The 19,828-nt window shown below is 38.8% G+C and carries 15 protein-coding genes; all 15 read right to left on the reverse strand.

Features of this window, described 5'->3' with window-relative positions:
- Positions 1 to 32 precede the first annotated feature (32 nt).
- Positions 33 to 1,421 carry a phosphohexomutase domain-containing protein gene (locus tag ACTUJY_RS03635; RefSeq protein ID WP_463614695.1) on the reverse strand — a complete coding sequence of 463 codons (1,389 nt, stop codon included), beginning with the start codon at positions 1,419 to 1,421 and terminating at the stop codon, positions 33 to 35.
- 88 nt (positions 1,422 to 1,509) lie between these two features.
- Positions 1,510 to 3,279: an SLC13 family permease gene (locus tag ACTUJY_RS03640; protein WP_463614696.1), complete on the reverse strand. Its 1,770-nt coding sequence runs from the start codon at positions 3,277 to 3,279 to the stop codon at positions 1,510 to 1,512.
- A 131-nt stretch (positions 3,280 to 3,410) separates the two neighbouring features.
- Positions 3,411 to 5,123: a bifunctional sulfate adenylyltransferase/adenylylsulfate kinase gene (locus ACTUJY_RS03645; protein ID WP_463614697.1), complete on the reverse strand. Its 1,713-nt coding sequence runs from the start codon at positions 5,121 to 5,123 to the stop codon at positions 3,411 to 3,413.
- A gap of 138 nt (positions 5,124 to 5,261) precedes the next feature.
- On the reverse strand, positions 5,262 to 7,211 hold the full coding sequence (locus ACTUJY_RS03650) for a polysaccharide biosynthesis protein (protein ID WP_463614698.1): 1,950 nt from the start codon (positions 7,209 to 7,211) through the stop codon (positions 5,262 to 5,264).
- Positions 7,212 to 7,418: 207 nt separating this feature from the next.
- On the reverse strand, positions 7,419 to 8,585 hold the full coding sequence (locus ACTUJY_RS03655; RefSeq protein ID WP_463614699.1) for a nucleotide sugar dehydrogenase: 1,167 nt from the start codon (positions 8,583 to 8,585) through the stop codon (positions 7,419 to 7,421).
- Positions 8,586 to 8,600: 15 nt separating this feature from the next.
- The gene (gene galU, locus ACTUJY_RS03660; RefSeq protein ID WP_463614700.1) at positions 8,601 to 9,515 is read right to left on the reverse strand and encodes a UTP--glucose-1-phosphate uridylyltransferase GalU; all 915 of its coding nucleotides are present in this window, start codon (positions 9,513 to 9,515) and stop codon (positions 8,601 to 8,603) included.
- Between the two features lie 293 nt (positions 9,516 to 9,808).
- Positions 9,809 to 10,990, reverse strand: coding sequence for a DegT/DnrJ/EryC1/StrS family aminotransferase (locus ACTUJY_RS03665; protein ID WP_463614701.1), 1,182 nt, complete (start codon positions 10,988 to 10,990; stop codon positions 9,809 to 9,811).
- A gap of 2 nt (positions 10,991 to 10,992) precedes the next feature.
- On the reverse strand, positions 10,993 to 11,610 hold the full coding sequence (locus tag ACTUJY_RS03670) for an acetyltransferase (protein WP_463614702.1): 618 nt from the start codon (positions 11,608 to 11,610) through the stop codon (positions 10,993 to 10,995).
- Positions 11,607 to 12,188: a sugar transferase gene (locus ACTUJY_RS03675; protein WP_463614703.1), complete on the reverse strand. Its 582-nt coding sequence runs from the start codon at positions 12,186 to 12,188 to the stop codon at positions 11,607 to 11,609. The genes ACTUJY_RS03670 and ACTUJY_RS03675 overlap by 4 nt, the downstream gene beginning before the upstream one ends.
- A gap of 23 nt (positions 12,189 to 12,211) precedes the next feature.
- Positions 12,212 to 13,429, reverse strand: coding sequence for a glycosyltransferase family 4 protein (locus ACTUJY_RS03680; RefSeq protein WP_463614704.1), 1,218 nt, complete (start codon positions 13,427 to 13,429; stop codon positions 12,212 to 12,214).
- A 31-nt stretch (positions 13,430 to 13,460) separates the two neighbouring features.
- A complete protein-coding gene (asnB, locus tag ACTUJY_RS03685; RefSeq protein ID WP_463614705.1) occupies positions 13,461 to 15,326 on the reverse strand; it encodes an asparagine synthase (glutamine-hydrolyzing) in 1,866 nt (621 codons plus the stop codon).
- 61 nt (positions 15,327 to 15,387) lie between these two features.
- Positions 15,388 to 16,464: a glycosyltransferase gene (locus tag ACTUJY_RS03690; protein WP_463614706.1), complete on the reverse strand. Its 1,077-nt coding sequence runs from the start codon at positions 16,462 to 16,464 to the stop codon at positions 15,388 to 15,390.
- A gap of 152 nt (positions 16,465 to 16,616) precedes the next feature.
- A complete protein-coding gene (locus ACTUJY_RS03695) occupies positions 16,617 to 17,615 on the reverse strand; it encodes a D-glucuronyl C5-epimerase family protein (RefSeq protein WP_463614707.1) in 999 nt (332 codons plus the stop codon).
- A 31-nt stretch (positions 17,616 to 17,646) separates the two neighbouring features.
- On the reverse strand, positions 17,647 to 18,540 hold the full coding sequence (locus ACTUJY_RS03700; RefSeq protein WP_463614708.1) for a glycosyltransferase family 2 protein: 894 nt from the start codon (positions 18,538 to 18,540) through the stop codon (positions 17,647 to 17,649).
- The gene (locus tag ACTUJY_RS03705; RefSeq protein WP_463614709.1) at positions 18,540 to 19,823 is read right to left on the reverse strand and encodes an O-antigen ligase family protein; all 1,284 of its coding nucleotides are present in this window, start codon (positions 19,821 to 19,823) and stop codon (positions 18,540 to 18,542) included. The genes ACTUJY_RS03700 and ACTUJY_RS03705 overlap by 1 nt, the downstream gene beginning before the upstream one ends.
- Between the last annotated feature and the right edge of the window lie 5 nt (positions 19,824 to 19,828).

Raw genomic sequence — 19,828 nt, forward strand, 5'->3', positions numbered from 1 at the left:
CTGGCTAGCGGCCTATAGCGGATTTGGAAATATTATTGTCGGATTAGCGTCAATAACTCAGAAGTCTTCTTCTCCATCAGTGTTTTATCGCCCCGAGTTTCGAGGTTTAACCGAATCACCGGTTCTGTATTAGACTTACGAAGGTTAAAACGCCAGTTTTCAAACGTAACCCCGATACCGTCGGTATAATCGATCGATAGAGCATCATTCTGATAGGTCGAAAGCACGCGCTCAATCGTAGCGTCCGCATCTTCTACTTTACTGTTGATTTCACCCGGCGATGGATAAGCTGCCATTCTTTCACAGACCATCGTCGATAAAGGCTGTTGTCGACGACTCATCAACTCAATCACCAAAAGCCATGGGATCATCCCACTATCACAATAGGCAAAATCACGGAAATAATGATGCGCGCTCATTTCACCGCCGTACACGGCGTCTTCCTTACGCATGCGTTCTTTAATAAACGCGTGGCCCGTTTTTGACATCACCGGCGTCCCTCCATTATCACGGATAATGTCTTCGGTATTCCAAGTGAGTCGAGGATCGTAAATGACTTTTTGGTTAGCGTCTTTTTGTAAAAAGGCTTCGGCTAACAATCCGACAATATAATACCCTTCGATAAATTCCGCATTTTCATCAAACAGAAAACAGCGATCGAAATCGCCATCCCAAGCGATACCCAAATCGGCATTGTGTTCTTTAATGGCTGCAACCGTGTCGGCACGGTTTTCCGGTAACAAAGGGTTCGGTATGCCATTAGGAAACGTCGCATCGGGCTCATGATGCACTTTAATAAACTCAACGGGAATATTGCGTAGCTGGAAGACCGCTTCAATTGCGTCTATTACGTGCCCTGCAGCGCCATTACCACTGTTAACCACCAGCTTCATTGGACGCAGTAATTTTAAATCGATATAAGACAAGACATGCTCAACATAATCATCCAGCACCGATTTTTGGGTTAACTTTCCTTTCTCGAAACTCGCACGGTCCGAAGTCTCGGCTCGTAACTCGAAACGATTTTGTTCTACCAACTCTTTTATCGCATTAAGACCACTATCGCCACTGATAGGCTGTGCACCGGCTTTGACCAACTTCATACCATTGTAATCAATGGGATTGTGACTCGCCGTCACTTCAATTCCACCATCAACACCCAGGTGCCAAGTTGCAAAATAAATTTCTTCCGTACCGGTCATGCCAATATCAACAACGTCGACGCCCTCATCACGTAAACCTTCAGCTAATGACAACTTGAGTGCTTCAGAAGTCGCACGAACATCGCCGCCAATCACCATAGTTTTAGGTTTTAAATATTGGCCATAAGCACGACCAATGCGATAGGCGATGTCTTCATTGAGTTCTTCGCCGAGTTTTCCACGAATGTCGTAGGCTTTAAAGCAGGTTAGTTTATTCATGTTCGATTCGATTCAAGGTTAAAGTGGCAACGATAAAGGGATAGTCACCAAACTTCAACTTAGTATTCTTAAGAGCGCGTTTTTGAGTTCAAACTTTGAGCTCCCAAAAAATGGGTATAAGAACAAGGCTCAAGATCGATACAATAATACTCAACGGTAACCCAAACTTTAGATAATCACTGAACCGATAGCCTCCGACGCTGTAAACCATCAAATTGGTTTGATACCCCAAAGGGGAAATAAAACTGGCAGATGCAGCGATCATTATGGCAATTGCGTAAGGAACAAGGTTATACCCCAAAGACTCCACAATGCCTGTAACCAAAGAAAACGAAATTACTGCAGCCGCATTATTTGTGACCATTTCCGTCAATAATAAAGTCATTAAATAGACAGCAATTAAAAGTGCCATAGGTGAGTCTCCGAAAACGGAGAGGATTGATTGCGCCAATAAGCGGGCACCGCCCGACTCATTTAAAGCGCCTCCAATACCAAACGCAAGCCCAATCGTCAGCAACACTTGCAAGTCCAAACTTTGTTTGGCTTGATTCACATTGAGACAGCCACTCACGAACATTATTGCAGCAGCACTCATTGCGGCCAGTACAACAGGAACCAAACCACTCATAACCAAACCCAACAGAGCCCCCAAAGACAACCAGGCCCATATTGCTTTTTTGCCATTGGAAAAATTGAAATCATGGAGTCCATTAATTAATAAAAAGTCTCTAGAGTATCGAAACTGCTCAACAAAACTGCGCCTGGCAAGTAATAAAAGCGTATCACCGGTACGAAGTTGAATATCACCTGTTTTCTGCCGAACGCGCTGTCCATAGCGAACAACCGCAATTATCGCTGCGTTGTATTTTTTTCGGAACTGTCCCTGCTTTACCGTTTTACCGACCAGAGGATTATGATTACCAATCACCGCCTCTATCAAACGCGCTTTGCCGGTATTGCCAGTAAGCTTGAATACTTGCTTTTCGGCCAGAATTAACCCGGGAATATCAACGAGCTCTCCGATCGACTCCACTAATCCAGTGAACACCAGCCGATCATTCGCTTCGAGGTGTGTACCTGGACCAACTGCCGCTAATACGAGTTTACCGCGAATGATCTCGATAAGGTAAAGGCCATGCAAGTTACGTAGCCCTGCTTGCTCGATGGACTTACCGACCAACGGACTGTTCGCATCGACCAACATTTCTACACAATATTCGCGCGTTTTACCCAACGAAGCCTGAATAGAATCTCGTGGCTTTAATAACCGTTTCGAAAAAAAAGTAAGGTATAAAAGACCAACAATCGTAATGGGTAAACCAATATACCCGATATCGAAAAATCCAATCGCATCGGCAAATTGGGTTTGCTGAATAAAGCCATAAACAATCAAATTGGTACTGGTTCCGATAAGGGTGCAAGTGCCCCCCAAAATTGCCGCATAACTCAATGGCAACAAAAACTGGCTCGAGCTCCATCCTTTTCTTTTACACCACTTGGTCACTTCGTGGATAAGCGCGGCGACAATCGGTGTGTTATTTAAAATAGAGCTCAAAAATGCCACGGGAATGGTTAACTTCACCATTCCGAGTTGTTGAGATGAAACACCTTGGGTTAACCAACCCATCACCGGCTTTAATGCACCGGACTCTCGAATACCAGCAGCGACAACATACAAGCAAGCTACCGTAATGAACGCAGGATTGGAAAATCCAGACAAAGCGGTACTGATGGATACCGATCCAATGAGCATTAAAAACAGCAGGCCCGCTCCAAAAATAGCTTCGGGTTCTCGACGCGTGAAGAGTAACGCAAGAAAACACGCAAGTACCGTTGCTAAGACAATTGTTGGTTCCATAAATAGACCAGTTGCGAGTTGCGAGTTGCGAGTTGCGAAAAAATCCTAGCTCTTAAGATTAAAAAAGCCGATAAAATCGGCTTTTTAGTTTTTAACTCGAAACTAGTAACTCGCAACTCGGAGCTATTTTTTTACTTGATATAACCCATATGCTCCAACTTTAATAAGATTTGCTGAGCGGCTTCATCGGGCGTGCAATCAATGGTGTCGATGCGAATTTCAGGGTTTTCCGGCTCTTCATACGGATCACTGATCCCCGTGAACTCCTTAATAATGCCTTGCCTAGCTTTGGCATAAAGCCCTTTACGATCGCGTTTTTCACATTCTTCCAATGATGTTGCAACGTGAACTTCAACAAAACCGCCTTCTTGCTCGATCAATTGTCGCACTTCGCGACGGGTTTGGCGGTAAGGCGCAATTGGCGCGCAAATAGCGAACCCGCCATTTTTGGTGATTTCACTGGCCACATAACCGATTCGTAAAATATTAATATTGCGATGCTCTTTGCTAAATCCCAGCTCAGACGATAAGTGCTTGCGTACTAAATCACCATCAAGCAAGGTGACGGCACGCCCGCCGAGTTCAAGCAACTTAACCATTAAAGCGTTCGCAATGGTGGACTTTCCTGCACCGGACAATCCGGTAAAGAACACCGTAACGCCTTGCTTATGACGAGGAGGCTTGGTTTTTCGCAACTCTTCCACCACATCGGGATAGGAAAACCATTCGGGAATGTCTAACCCCTCTTGCAGACGTCGTCGAACTTCGGTACCAGAAAGGTTCATTACGGTCATATTTTCGGGCACATCATCTACCGGCATATACTCCGCTTGTTCTTTCACATACACCATCATATGAAACGGCACCATTTTGATACCAACCTCATGTTCAAATTCTTTTAAAAGATCCTGAGCATCGTAGGGCCCGTAAAAATCTTCACCGTTGGAGTTTTTGCCCGGACCGGCATGATCACGTCCAACAATTAAGTGAGTACATCCGTAATTTTTACGAATAATCGCATGCCACAAAGCTTCACGCGGCCCCCCCATTCGCATCGCCAACGGCAATAAACTCAACATGGTTGTTTGCTCGGGATAGCGCGAAAGAATATGTTCATAACAGCGCACCCGGCAGTAGTGATCGATATCGCCTGGCTTAGTCATTCCCACTACTGGATGAATCAACAGGTTGGCTTCTTCTTGCTTTGCAGCACGAAACGTTAACTCCTGATGGGCTCGATGCATAGGGTTACGAGTTTGAAAAGCTACAATTTTGTTCCAACCCCACTTTTCAAACTTAGCGCGTAATTCAACAGGTGTATCGCGAAGCGATTTGTAATCGTAATGACTTGGCAATTCCAGCCCTTTAAGTGTCCCACCTATATAAAAATCACCGGCTTTATTGAACAAATAATCAACAGCGGGATGCAACTCATCCGTAGTTCCGTACACCTTTTTCGCTTCTTCAGTTTTATCAGGCAACCAAATATCTGAAACTTGAAGAATAGCAATTGCGACCCCTTCCGGATCTCGCAAGACCACTTCTTCACCGGAGTTCACCGAGTCAGCAAACTTAGCTGTCACATCCAAAGTCACTGGAATTGGCCAAAGCGTACCGTCATTCAAACGCATGGAATCCAATACCGATTGATAATCCGACGGCCCTAAAAAACCGTTTAGCGGAGAAAAACCACCGTTCAATAACAGTTCTACATCGCACAACTGCCGATGCGACAAATCCCAAGACGGTAACGAACGTGTCCGTTGTTTTATCTCTAACCGTTCCTGTTCGGAAACCAGAAGATTAACCAACTCTCCACCGTGCGGTGTAATTAAATGCGTCATTTAGCGACCTCGTAAACCAGAAGGTTTAAGGTAAATTTGGATGGGAAGTATTGTAAGGGAAGGAAATTAGAAAGGCGTATGCCGATTAGCTATTTTGGGATAACTAATCGGGATAAAGTGTTTATAGAGTCGGGTAGCTTATGAAAGGGTTTTGAAGTTAACGACTTTTTCAGACTCTACAACACGTTTGTCTCTATCGATCATCCATAATAAATCACAAACAGCATGTTGGGGATTATACCCCGTTGGCATTTTCAAAAGTAACTGAATAATTTTGTCACAGTCCATCTTCGAACAGAAACTATCGAGTATTTTGAGAGCTTTATCCATTTCCGGCCACGATAAATACTCTTCTTGGGCTGTCATAATTCGAGGGTGATCCGTTCCCTCAACATTCTCGCCTATCAAGAGCTCTTCATACAGTTTTTCACCTGGCCTTAGACCGGTATATTTAATTTCAATATCTCCATTTGGATTATTTTTAGACTTTACGGAGCGCCCCATTAAGTGAATCATTTTTTCTGCTAACTCAGTAATTTTTACTGGCTCCCCCATATCCAAAACAAAAACATCGCCGCCAACTCCCATTGCACCGGCTTGAATGACTAATTGAGCCGCTTCAGGAATGGTCATAAAGTAACGAATAATATCTTGATGAGTTACGGTTAATGGGCCACCACTTTTAATTTGCTCTCGAAATAAAGGTACAACAGAGCCAGATGAACCCAATACATTCCCGAACCGAACCATGGTGAAAATGGTTGAGACATTTCTTTGATTTATTGCTTGTAATACTAGCTCTGCAAGTCGCTTACTTGCCCCCATAACATTAGTTGGCCGAACAGCCTTGTCGGTAGAAATTAAAACAAACTTTTCAACACCCGCTTCAATAGCTGACTCTGCCGCATACCAAGTACCAAAAACATTATTCCGTACACCTTCAACAATATTATGCTCCACAATAGGTACATGTTTATAAGCAGCGGCATGATAGACAGTCTGCACTTTAAATGAACTCATTGTCGAAGTTAATCGATTTTTGTGTTGTACAGAACCAATCAAAGCAATAATTTCTGTCTCTATATCAAGCTCTTTCTTTAATTCAACCAACTCCTGTTCGATTTTATACAACCCATACTCAGATATCTCATAAAGCAACAAAGTTTTTGGGTGTAAGCTCAATATTTGCCTACTCAGCTCCGAACCAATGGAACCCCCTGCTCCAGTTACCATTACCACTTTACCAGCAATACAAGCACTTAATAATTTTGAATTTGGTTTAATAGCGTCTCTTCCCAATAAGTCATCTATATCTATTTCTTTTAACTCTTCAATTCGTACCTTTCCACTTACAATATCTTCCATTCCAGCAATAGTTTTTACTTTAACTGGAAACGATTCTAGTTGATTTAATATCTCACTGCGCCTAGCGTGCGATACCGATGGTAAAGCTAAAAATACACAAGTAACCTTGTGCTTTTTGAGAATGTCAGATAACAACAAGGGTGAATAAACTTTCAGCCCTTCAATTTCTAATTGAAAAAGTGTCGGTTCATCATCGATGAAGGCGACCGGAGAGTAACGATCCCCATACCTTAATGCCGACGCAAGTTGTCTACCTGCCGCACCAGCTCCATAAATAACGACATGACTACTCTTTTTATTCTTACTTTCAATATAGGCTTTAAAAATTAACCTAGAACCACCAATACAAATGGTAAGAAACGCCCAGTAGAACAATATCTGAGAGATAGAGAAGCTCCCATGAACATATCTATAGCTCACCCCATACACTGCAGAACTAAGAGAAACACCCAGTAAAATCAATGATATAGATGCAACCCCAATATACCTCAAAATCGCTCTATAAAAACCTAGTTTGACAAAAATAAGAATTGAGCAAACTATTGTAACAAATGCAATCAACACATCGGAAAGTTGCCATATTACTGCATAACCTTTTTCTACCCACAGAGTTAAAGCAATACAAAAAGGCAAACAGAGCGTGTCATACCCTAATGTTACAAGCCTCTTAATAGGACGCGGAGACTCGAGTAACGAGGAGGCTATTTCTGAGATTATGTTCAAAGTTGTTCCTTTTTTAAATTCTAAATTCTAAACTCTGCATAAATGATAGACTATTATATTGATTACGCTAGCGAGTAACCTGTTTTTAAGGTTAATTTACTCATCATCCACACTAAACTCTTTTAAACTCGAACAGCCATCTCTAAAAATCAAGCATTCAGAGTCACTTTGTGTAGATGTTTCAGCCGACCACACAATGAATGACCTCTAATTATTTCCAAACAAATCTCGTGTATAAACCTTATGCTCTACATCCTTTAACTCATCAACCATCCGGTTTGCAATGATTACATCACAGGTTGACTTTAACTCCTTTAAACAGTTTGTGACTTTAGAGTGGTAAAACTCTTTCTCATCAAGACCCGGTTCATAAACAATAACCTCTACACCTTTCGCTTTAATTCTTTTCATTATTCCTTGAATCGAAGAAGAACGAAAGTTATCTGATCCAGTCTTCATAACAAGCCGATAAATACCAACTTTTACAGGTGCCCGTTTTAAAATCGACTCTGCTATAAAGTCCTTTCTTGTGGAGTTGGCATCTACAATTGCTTTTATCAAATTGTTTGGTACATCTTTATAGTTTGCTAATAATTGCTTCGTATCTTTAGGTAAGCAATACCCGCCATATCCAAAAGATGGGTTATTATAATGATCACCTATCCGAGGATCTAAACTTACACCTTGTATAATATGTCGGGTGTCTAAGTTATGGGTTTCTGCGTATGTATCAAGCTCATTAAAATACGCAACTCTCATTGCTAGGTATGTATTAGAAAAAAGCTTAATTGCCTCAGCTTCAGTTGAATCAGTAAATAAAACAGGTATATCGTTCTTTTCAGCTCCTTTCACCATTAATTCAGCGAATTTCTTCGCATTCACAGAGTTATCTCCAACAATAATCCTAGAAGGGTATAAGTTATCATAAAGAGCTTTACCTTCTCGGAGAAACTCAGGTGAAAAAAGTATGCAGTTACGGATAAACTTTTTTCTAATATTTTTAGTAAAGCCCACAGGAACAGTTGACTTAATAACTACACACGCATTTTCATTTATTTTTTGAACATTTTCAATTACAGCCACAACAGAGGCTGTATTAAAATAATTAGTTTCAACATCATAATTAGTAGGTGTCGCTATAATGACAAAGTCTGCGCTTCGAATAGCTAAGTCTGGATTTGTAGTCGCAGACAAATCCAAGCTTTTTCCTTTTAAAAAAGACTCTATTTCATCGTCCTCAACTGGAGAAATTTTATCATTTATTAAATCTACCTTCCTTTGATCAATATCCAACGCAACCACTTGATTATGCTGAGCTAAGAGAACAGCATTAGCAAGCCCAACATAACCTGTACCAACTACAGCAATTTTCATTTTTACACCATGTTTTTATTTCTGGGTTAAAGAAAGTTCTTCAATAAACTTGGAAAAAACCACCCCTATACCTTTATGCTTCATGCCATATTCTACAATAGCTTTCATATAGCCTAGTTTATCTCCACAGTCGTGGGATTTTCCTGTCATATGGAAAGCTTCCACCTTTTCACTATTCATTAAAGAGTCAATGGCATCCGTCAATTGAATTTCATCACCTTTTCCTGGAACTGTTTTATCAAGTAGCTTCCAAATTTCTGCAGATAAGACATATCGACCAACAACAGCCAGGTTAGAAGGCGCATCTTCAACACTAGGCTTTTCTACAACACGAGTCATTGGAGCAGATTGTCCGGCTATCAATTTGTAGCCATTGCAATCAGCAATCCCATAATTCGACACTTTGTCTTTCGGAACTGGCTCAACTAAAACTTGTGAGGTTCCAGTTTCATTAAATCGCTTTAACATTGCAGATAGATTTTCTTCTTTCAAATTACAAGTCGACTCATCAATTAATACATCAGGGAGAACAACAACAAATGGATTTTCGCCTACAAGTGAGCGTGCAACTGAAACTGCATGACCAAGACCTTTCGCCTCACCCTGACGAACATGCATTATTGTAACGTCTTTTGGACAAATTGATTGAATTTCTTCAAGCAACTGTCTTTTAACTCGTTTTTCAAGCGTGGTTTCAAGCTCAAAAGACTTGTCAAAATGATTTTCTATAGCATTTTTTGAAGAGTGAGTAACTAAAATAATTTCTTTTATATTGGCAGCTATACATTCACTTACTATATATTGTATTAATGGCTTATCTACTATAGGAAGCATTTCTTTTGGTATAGCCTTAGTTGCGGGAAGCATTCTAGTCCCTAAACCTGCAACAGGAATTACTGCTTTTGATATTTGATAATTATTATTTGCCATTGTAGCCTCTAACAATTTACCTCAATTGTATGCCGCATAGTATAGTCACATCCGTTTAAAATGGTCAGAATTCCTAAAGCAATAAGCTTAATTATAACCGATTACTACTCAACCCAAAGCAACTCACTTATTAATTAATAAGCTCTGATCAACTAATTATATTTATTTACAATAAAATATATCTAAGTAGCACATCTTTACATTTAACATTAATTCAATTTTTCAACAAACTCATAAATCCGTTTTAAACCAGTGCGTGAAGTGTAGAACAAATTTATAATGTTGTCAGTTTGTTAAATTTTTTTAGACGCTTGAGCCAAAACTGCATCTAAAACTTCACAACTCTTCCCCATCTCTTCTTGAGTTATAGTTGGATGTACGAGCATCATAATACTCTGCTCGCCAAGAAGTTTCGCATTGTTGAGCCTTTGATGTGGTCTAAATGCTGTATTGTCGAATGCTTTTTCTAAATAAACTTCAGAGCAACTTCCTTGAAAACATGGCACTCCCAACGAGTTAATCTCCTCGACGATCCGATCACGACTCCAACCTTCAGCAAGTTTCTCCGGCCGAATAAAGAAGTAATGTTTATATTCGGCATGTTCAAAGCCATCAGGAACAATAACTGTTCGAATCAACGGATGACTATTAGCAACAACATCCAACATCAACGCATTTGACCGTCTCTTTTTACTCCACTCACCTATTTTTCGTAATTGGATACGTCCAATAACTGCTTGTATTTCCATCATACGCCAATTGGTTCCAAAGCTTTCATGTAGCCATCGAAATCCAGGCGGATGTGCTCGCTCATAAATTGCGCTCCAATTCTTACCGTGATCTTTGTATGACCACATTCTAGACCAAAGCTCCTTGTCATTGGTTGTCACCATACCGCCTTCACCACCTGTTGTCATTATTTTGTCCTGACAAAAAGACCAGGCGCCCACATGACCAATCGAGCCTACCGAACGATCTTTATATTTAGCGCCATGGGCTTGAGCGCAATCTTCAATAACATAAATATTATGCTTGTCTGCCAACTCCATAATAGGCTCCATGTCGGCTGGCATACCAGCCAAATGCACAACAATAATAGCCTTCGTATTTTTAGTAATTTGAGGCTCGATGGTATTTGCCTCTATATTTTGACTGTTAAGATCAACGTCCGCAAATACAGGTTTTGCACCAGCAATCACAACACTTGATACTGATGCTAGAAATGTCCTTGGTGTGACAATTACTTCATCTCCAACACCAACTCCTAAAGCATGTAGAGCCAAATCTAGAGCTACAGTTCCATTTGCTAACGCAATCGCGTATTCAGAGTCCGAAAATGAAGCAAACTCTTTTTCAAATTCACGACACTCTTGCCCAGTCCAATAATTCACTTTATTTGAGAGCAAAACATCACGAATAGCTATAGCTTCTTCTTCAGTGAAGCTTGGCCAAGGGGAAAAAGGAGTATTTAACATAACTATTTTTTCAGCTCTTTGGCCGGGTTGCCAACTACTGTGACTCCCGGTTGAATATTTTCAACTACGACAGAACCAGCACCAACAACCGCCCCGTCACCTATTGTAATTAGTTGCTTTGCGCAGCTACCTAAACCAAACCAAACATGCTCAGATATGCAAACCCGCCCCGCAAGACTCGCATTTGGACAAATATGTGAAAAGTCACCAATAATGCAATCATGCTCTACAACTGCAGATGAATTAACGATAACACCCCTACCAATTCGAGCGTATGAATTAATTACAGCATTTGCCATTACAACACACCCACTCTCTAAACTAGCATAACGACTAATAGTCGCCTGAGGATGTATCAAATAAGGTAATGAAGCATTCGCCTGATAAAGCAAATGAAATTTCTCAGCTCTAATTTTACTATTACCTATTCCAATCACAACACCAGCAAACTTTGTAAGAGATTCAATTAGATCATAGGTATTACCAAGAATATCCCAATGCCCCACATTTTTTTTTTCTGTGAATGCATCATCGAAAAAAACAACTTCATAACCATTTAATTCAGCAATCTCAGCCACGACTTTTCCATGACCACTAGCGCCTAATATAGCAAGTTTCATTTGGTTCCCTTAAAGCGCTCTATAGTGACATGACCTTCAGCGTTAATACCTTCTCGTTTTAATACTTTAATCGCTGTCATCATTAGAATTTTTAAATCGAGCCAAAATGTCCGATTTTCTACATACCAAACATCGAGTTGAAATTTCTCTTCCCAGCTAATGGCATTTCTACCGTTGATTTGTGCCCATCCAGTTATTCCCGGACGTACATCATGCCTTCTAGCTTGCTCGCTTGAATAAAGAGGCAAGTACTCAACAAGTAATGGTCTTGGGCCAACTAAGCTTAAATCACCCTTTAATACATTCCACAATGCAGGAAGTTCATCAAGACTAGAAGCTCGTAATTTGTTTCCAAATGGGGTTAATCGTTCATTGTCAGGTAACGACCTTCCCTGCTCATCTACTGAGTCTTTCATACTACGGAACTTGATCATTTTAAAAAGCTTCCCTTTTAGCCCAGGTCTTTCTTGAATAAAAAATATAGGCGTTCCTAGGTTAGTCGCGACTTTCCAACACACAATCAAAATTATGGGTAACAAAACAACTAGTGCAGACAAAGCCACTGTAAAGTCAAACATTCTCTTAATCATGACTACTAATTTTACCTAGCATTAAGTAAGACGGCTTCAAACTTACGCGCCAAAAATTCTCGGCTAAAATCTGTTTCTGCAAGCTGTTTTGCAGCAGCACCGGCCCGTTTTACCCAATCTTCATCTCCAATCCGATCGGCAAGAAGTCGAGCGGCTCTTTCTATATCATCTGGGTCAAGCAACAATCCTGCACCCGAATTTTCAATTATATCTTTTTGCCAACCAAGATAATTTATAGCAATTGGCGTTCCAGAAGCTAATGTATCAAAAAACTTATTTGCTGAGTTATTCCACATTTCTTTTATCGGTAAAAACAAAGACAATGAGATATCTGCTGCTTTAAAAACATTGACCAACTGTTTTTTGGGCATCGGAGAAAGCAAAAAGAAGTTATTATTATAAACTTCAACTTCCTTCGCTCTATTTATTATTTTGTCCTCTTCCATGCCAGTACCAACCACAACAACTCTAATTTCCGAATTGATCGCTTTCAATTTAGCTGCTAAGTCGACAAGATAGCTAACACCATTGATAATCCCTAACGTTCCAGCATAGAGAACCATTGGACGAGACTGCAACCAATCAAAGCTTTGCCGGAACTTAATAGCTTCTTCGTTGTTGACGTCGAAAAGTTCATTATCACAACTATTCGGAATCACAGTAACTTGCCTTGCTGGATAACCAGTAGATATAACACCTTCAGCCATACCTGGAGAAAGAGCTATTATTTGTCTAGAGTTTCGATAAGCCCATTGTTCGAACAATTTTAAAAGCTTTACCACAATTGGATTTTGGATAGCCCCAACAGCTACAGGAAGTTCCGGCCACAAATCTCTCACCTCAAATACCATCGGGACTTTATGCTTTCGAGACGAAAAGACACCTGGTAAGGCGATAGTTAAGGGTGTACTCGTCGCGAAAACCAGGTCACAAGGAATTTGACGCGACTTCTTCCAACAAGCGATCGAGAACTTTACAAACGTAAGCAACCGTTTATAAAAAGCTTGTTTGTTTGAATAAGGCAAATGTAAAATATTTAACTTAATCCCATCACGTTCAATAGTTTGCCAGCCTTCAATCAGCTTCCAGTCCTTAGGTAAAAAAGCAGATGTGGTAACCATTTCCACGGAGTGACCTTTCTTAACTAACCTCCGCGCCATTTCAAACGAGCGAGTTCCACCATTTGACTCTGGTACCGCAAAATATTGGTGTAAATATAATATTTTCATTCCTTACCTCAGGTACACAAGGAAACACAGATTAAGATATGTATTTTTCATTGTGTCTTAACCACATTTCAAGAGTAATTGGTGCAAATATATCCCTAAACCAAATTTTACCTCCATTTACAGGTTGATTACAAAACTCCTTATAAGAATTTAGCAACGCACTTCGGTCAACAAGTCCATGTTTAAATATTAAACTTTCGCTACCAAAGTACTCAAGTACACTGCTTTTAAGATCCGACTTTAGCCACTCACTTTGTGGATTGATAAAACCTTGTTTATCTTTCCTCCACGTTATTTCTGAAGGCATATAAGGCTCCATTGCCTTTCTAAAAATGCTTTTAGTCCAGCCAGATTTAAGTTTGAGATTTACTCTAAGTGGAATAAGCTTTTCCATGAGCCGATGATCTAAAAACGGTAATCGTATCTCGCGAGAGCTAGCCATAGACATCCTGTCTTCATAGTGTGTAAGCGCCGGAACTGAAAATCTCTTCACATCTAACAATTGCCTTTGTTGTACAGTCATACCTTTTGGCAATCCGACAGTTTGAGAAATAACGCTTTCTAACTTATTTCCAAGAAGAGAGACTCCAGACTTTGAAAAAAATGGTAAATATCGCTTCGCCTCAGCAAATGAAAATTGATTAATTACAGTCCCGTTACGTATAAATTCAAATAAAGTTCGGCTTAAACTTAAATAATTTTTATTCCGCACTAACTGAGTAGTATAAAAACCAAGGTATTTTTTATAACCACAAAGCAATTCATCAGCTCCTTGACCACTTTGTATTACGGTAATACCTAATTCTTTAGCCTTTTTCATTAACTGAAAGTGAGCGACAGTGGAAAAACTTGAAACAGGTGAGTCATTAAAATAAATAGCTTCATTCAGTTCGTTAAAAGAAGATATGGGATCGGATTTGAGTACAAGCTTATCGACTGGCTGCCCAATATACTCAGACATCTTGTCGATAAAGTAAGATTCATCAAATCTTTTATCTTCACTGACCGCCGATAAAAGCCTTAATGAAGAGTCTGGATTTAGTTCTTTGGCAACCGCGGCAATTGCTGATGAGTCAATCCCTCCAGAAAGTAAGACCCCTACAGGAACATCACTTCTAAATCGAATTTTAACAGAGTCAAAAAATAACTCTCTAATCTCTTCAACTAGCGTAGCCTCGTCAACTTCAGTAATTTCTTCTACAGGGCATTGCCAATAACACCACTCGTTGTATTTCAACTGAGTGCAATTTAAATCTATCGTTAACACATGAGCCGCAGCCACTTGCTCAATGCCTTTGAAAAATGTTTCTGTTGACGCGCCTAGTAAGGATTGAGACAAATACTCACCCACCGTTTGATAATTTAAACCCAATCGTTTTCCAATTAAATGGAGTAAGACCTTAACTTCAGACGCGAAATAAAATTCATCTTCCTGGCGATATATATAAAGCGGCTTCTCTCCTGCACGATCTCTACTCAAATTTAGTAGTCCAGCTTCCATATCAACGTCACAAAATGCCCACATACCATTAAAAAATGAAATTGCGTCTTCAATTCCCCAATGGTGTAACGCTGCTAACAAAACTTCCGTATCAGAATTTGATTCAAATTCCCGACCCTTTTTTAGTAGTTGCGATTTTATCTCCTTATAGTTATATAGTTCGCCGTTATATACCAACACCCGATTTTCGCCATGCCTTTCCATAGGCTGGTGGCCCGCGTCAGATAAGTCAATAATAGAAAGTCTTTGATGGGCCACTTGAACATGCCAGCCATTAACTTTTATCGACCTAATCCCTGAATCGTCTGGTCCTCTATGACCTTGTATTTTTGTTGCTTCAGCTAACACACTCTCAGATAGTGGAGTTTTTCCTACATATCCAAAAATCCCGCACATATTTTTTTCTCTTAAATGTTTATTACTTTGCGTTTAGGAAAATACTGCTACAAATAGTTAACTAAGACTTCAATGCAGTGTTATATGTGTTTAGCAATGCTTCATATTCGGCTTCCCAACTAAACTTTGACAAAACGTGATTTCTCGCAAATTGTCTCATCTTTAAATATTCATCAAAAGATGAAGTCAGTTTTAAAATTGCGCTCGCAACTTCTTTTGAGTTATCAGGCTTAACGATTATGCCGGAATGCCCGTCGACGACATATTTTCTTGTTATAGGAAAATCACTTGCAATACAAGGTAAACCTGCAAGGTTATATTCAAGCAACTTTGTTGGCAAGCTTCCTCTATAATTTGGGTCATCATGCAACGCTGAAAACCCAATGTGATAACTTGTTAAATTATCTAGTATATAACCGTATTTTTTTTGCCCTAATAGCCTTACTCTATTAGTCAGTTTGTAGCTAGAAATTTTCTGTTCCAATCTCTTTAGAAAATCAGAACAATGGACCGGACCGATGAAATCCACTTCAAAATTGACTATAGCCTTATCATTGAGAATTTTTACAGCCTCAATCAAATTAAGAGCACCTCTATCCTCTGTTATTGTTCCAACATAACACAATTTATATGATTGAACTTTTGTTCCCGCATCTATTTCCGTATATTTTATTTGTTTGCTCAATGGGTAATTACGAACAATGTTTGTGTTCTTATAGCTAAGATAGTTTTCTTGATAACTATCTTCAGCAAGAATGATACCGCTTACTAATTTCAAAGTTATTTTTTTTACTAATTTGTAACCAAACAAAAAAATGTATTTCATTACTAATGACAAATAGTGTTTCGACATCAGTTCAGACTCAAAGTCTTCATGAAAATCTATTATAACCTTCTTCTTATTAAAAGTAGCTAACAATATAGCAACAAGCATTAGCGGTGTTTCATGTACGTGGTATATTTCTGCATTCTCATTTTTCGCTGCTTTATAAACTTTCAACAACGACTTGGCCATATCTAACCTAGCTAATTTCTTTTTTGATATACTGACGATTTTTACATCATTGAATACCGTATCGTCGCTATTAGATGTTACTATCGAAACCTTATGGCCATCTTGAGCAGTCGTCGCAGCCATTTTTTCCATTATCCTCGAATCGCTGAAAACGTTATGTATTATAGCCAAATGACAAACTTTCATAAATCACAATCCTAATGTTCTTATGTCTCATTACACATGCCGATTTAATCGAAAGTAATTCGTGCTTGAATCATATTAAATCAATAGCGCTATCTTTTTTTATAGATTCTTTTATATTTAATTAAATTACACAGTACTAACTTTGCAAATAGAGCAAAAAGTCTACAGCTAGCGCTCTCAAGTTGCTTTTGAAATTTTGTGCTACTCTCTGCAAACAATCTTCGCCCAGTAACAAGCTTAAGAGAATCCAAAAAGGCAATATGCAATCTATGATAATGTATACTGCAAATATTTTGTGCCTTTTTAGGTAAATTGTATAAAGACCAGTAACCAATATCATACTCTTGAACTTTCAAAGCTAATGTTTCAATACTTTTATTCAACAAATCTTTCTTTTCTTCGACAAGCTTATCATTCAGTTCAGTTTTCTTGGCAAACTCTAGATAATCATATAGACCTAAAACCGAAGTTATCCATCCATTTAGCACATGTCTTGCAAAATGTTGGAATCTTGGATATTCCTCAAAGCACACTTGATTATCATTTCTTAGTACGAACCCATTAGGATTTTCAAAATCCACCAAATAAGAATTTGAAATCTGGATTAAAATATCATCTAATTCTTCTTCTCTATTGAGAAGAGAGTGTCGAGTAAGAAGAGATAAAAGTTGCCCTTGCCCCATCCCATGTACATAATACTGGTCCGAGTCACTAGAAATATAAGTTTCCCAATAGGCATATTTAAAGTTTCTTTCTGTGTCTTCAGCTTTTATTAGTTCGGACTTAATCAGCTCAATTACTGCCTTTCGCTCCTCAAATCTGTTTAACTCTTGCAAAGCGAAGCAGTATTCACAAAGCCCAGAAACATGAACACGTCTTTTAAGAGGCAAGTTAAGTTCTGAAGTGTATAAGCCGAGAGGTATATCATTTTCAACTTTCCACTTTTTGCCAATTAAATCCTCTGAAAAACCTTCGATCCAATAATCAACCGACAGCTCACGAGAACTAATGCTCTTATTAATAGTGTACTTATTGTGCGTCGAAAAGTACGGCCTCAAATTATGCTTTACTTTGTATAGGAAATTCATTTTTACTGCCAATTATCCTTAGTTTATTTAGTTAACCAGACTTCTGATTTTTTAATACAGTTACAATAATTTTATACCGTTGAGAGACCCCAACCCAATAACATAATTTCAGCAAGCGGCTCACTTCAACAACAGTCAACTTTTCACTCGCGAGTATTCTGAAGAAAATTCTAGCTTGATGCAGTGGAAATATTATATTAAGAAACTGTTTAATCAAAAATACAAATTTAGCGACTATATTTGAAGAAATAGCTAAGTGTATCTGACCATGACCAATACCTAACCTCTTAGACTTCTTAATATGCTCTTCAAAGTTAGCTCTAGGAGGGTGAAGAACTTTCAACTTTTCATAAAATTCAATTAGAAAACCTAATTCTTTCGCCTTTTTACAAAACCGATTGTCTCCACCGGAAGTAATTTCATCAAAGCCTCCAATCGCGTTAAACGAATCACGGGAAACAACCAGATTTGCAGTTGCCGCGTAACTATTTTCAACATAGTGTTCTTGTTTTAAGTAAGTATATTTATCAAAAATCTCATACACATTCTTATCCACATAAAATATTTCAACGCTCCCCGTAATTAATTTTGCACCAATATTTTGTTTGGAAAGCTCTTCTAACCCTTCAAAATATTCACTTGTTAAGATACAGTCGAAGTCCGTAAACACTAAAATATTGCCTTTTGCTTTAGAGGCTCCATGATTTCGAGCGGCGTAAGAACTTTGCTTTTCCGAATACGAAAGAACTCTTAAATAAGAGTACTTATCTTTTAGTGCTTGTAATTTTTGAAGTGTACTGTCTGTCGAACTATTATCAACAACTAGAAGCTCAAAAAAAACTTCTCCTTTTAAACCTTCAAAACCTTTGAAAAAGCTTTCTATAAATGAAGTTCCATTGTATACAGGGACAATAATACTAATCATTAAACTTTTCTCTTTACGCCGTAAATTCTATTTAAATTATGTAGGCTCAAGTATGCTACGCCAAGCATAATCCATAGTGGCACTACATAATTAAATTCATAAGTGCCGTGCCCTACAAACAAAACGATTAGCAGCGACAATACAAATGCTATCCGATTCTTTTTAACCAACCTTAACCCATCAGTTCTGCGATCCAAATTCCGAAGCAATAAAACAGCCTTTATCACTAAAATGGCAAACAACATGTTAAAAACAACAAACCCCCAAATACCTTTTTCAACGAGAATTGTCAGCGACGTCATATGACTGTGTAAGCCAGGATAATTTCCAACACCTATTCCAAAGAGCTGAAATATAAAGTCTTGTTCAAAAAAAATCTTTAGAGCATTTAGTCTAGCACTTAAATGTGAGTCTCTGGAGGTTGTTGAGTAATCAGCAGTATCAAATAATCGATCTGCAACCAGAAGAATCATCTCATTCTCAGTTATTGTTAGAATGAAAAGTGCTAACAACACTACCAGAGTTAACTTCAAAAATGGATATAAACTTCTCTTTCCACCTAGAACGAACATGTAAGCTAACCCACCGGCCATCAATGATAATGCACCACTTTTAGAAATCGTCGTTAAATTGATAATGATTGACAACACAAATAATATTACCAATGGAAGCACACTACTATTTGCATCTAATAATCTCTTTTCCTTAGTTAGGTAAAAGAAAAAAATTGTATAACTCGCCATGACAATCGAAAGGTGCGGAGGTGTCGAGTGTGGAAACGACAACCTTGGTATAATTGAATACGACTTAGATATTTTTTCAGCATGCTCCAATGTAGAACTTTTCAAAAAAGGCATGTAGTCAGAGAATGGAATTTTTATTACCGCACTGCCCTCTGAAATCCAATGATATATACCGTGAATAGTGAAAATAATATAAAAACCAAACGCAAAAACTAGCGCTTTGATTACTGTGTCTTGCCTGTTTTCAGATTGTGAAATCACTAACAGAGTAATAGAAGTGTATATCGCCATCAAGAACGTCTTGTTCTGTGGTTGAATGGCAATGACTCCGCCAAGCAAAACCAATAATACATTCAGCCAAGCTAAAGCTGTATACATCGATATGTGTAATTTAGGCTTCAGTAATTGCGACAGTACTAAAACACCGACTAAAGCAATAAAAAAAAGCCGGTCAAGTGATAAACCAACGGGGCCAAGAGCTATGTTATACTGAAACAACGGTGTAGTTAATATAAATAAAAATAGTAGTCGCTTCTTCATACAAG

Source organism: Pleionea sp. WD8-19, from assembly GCF_055326765.1.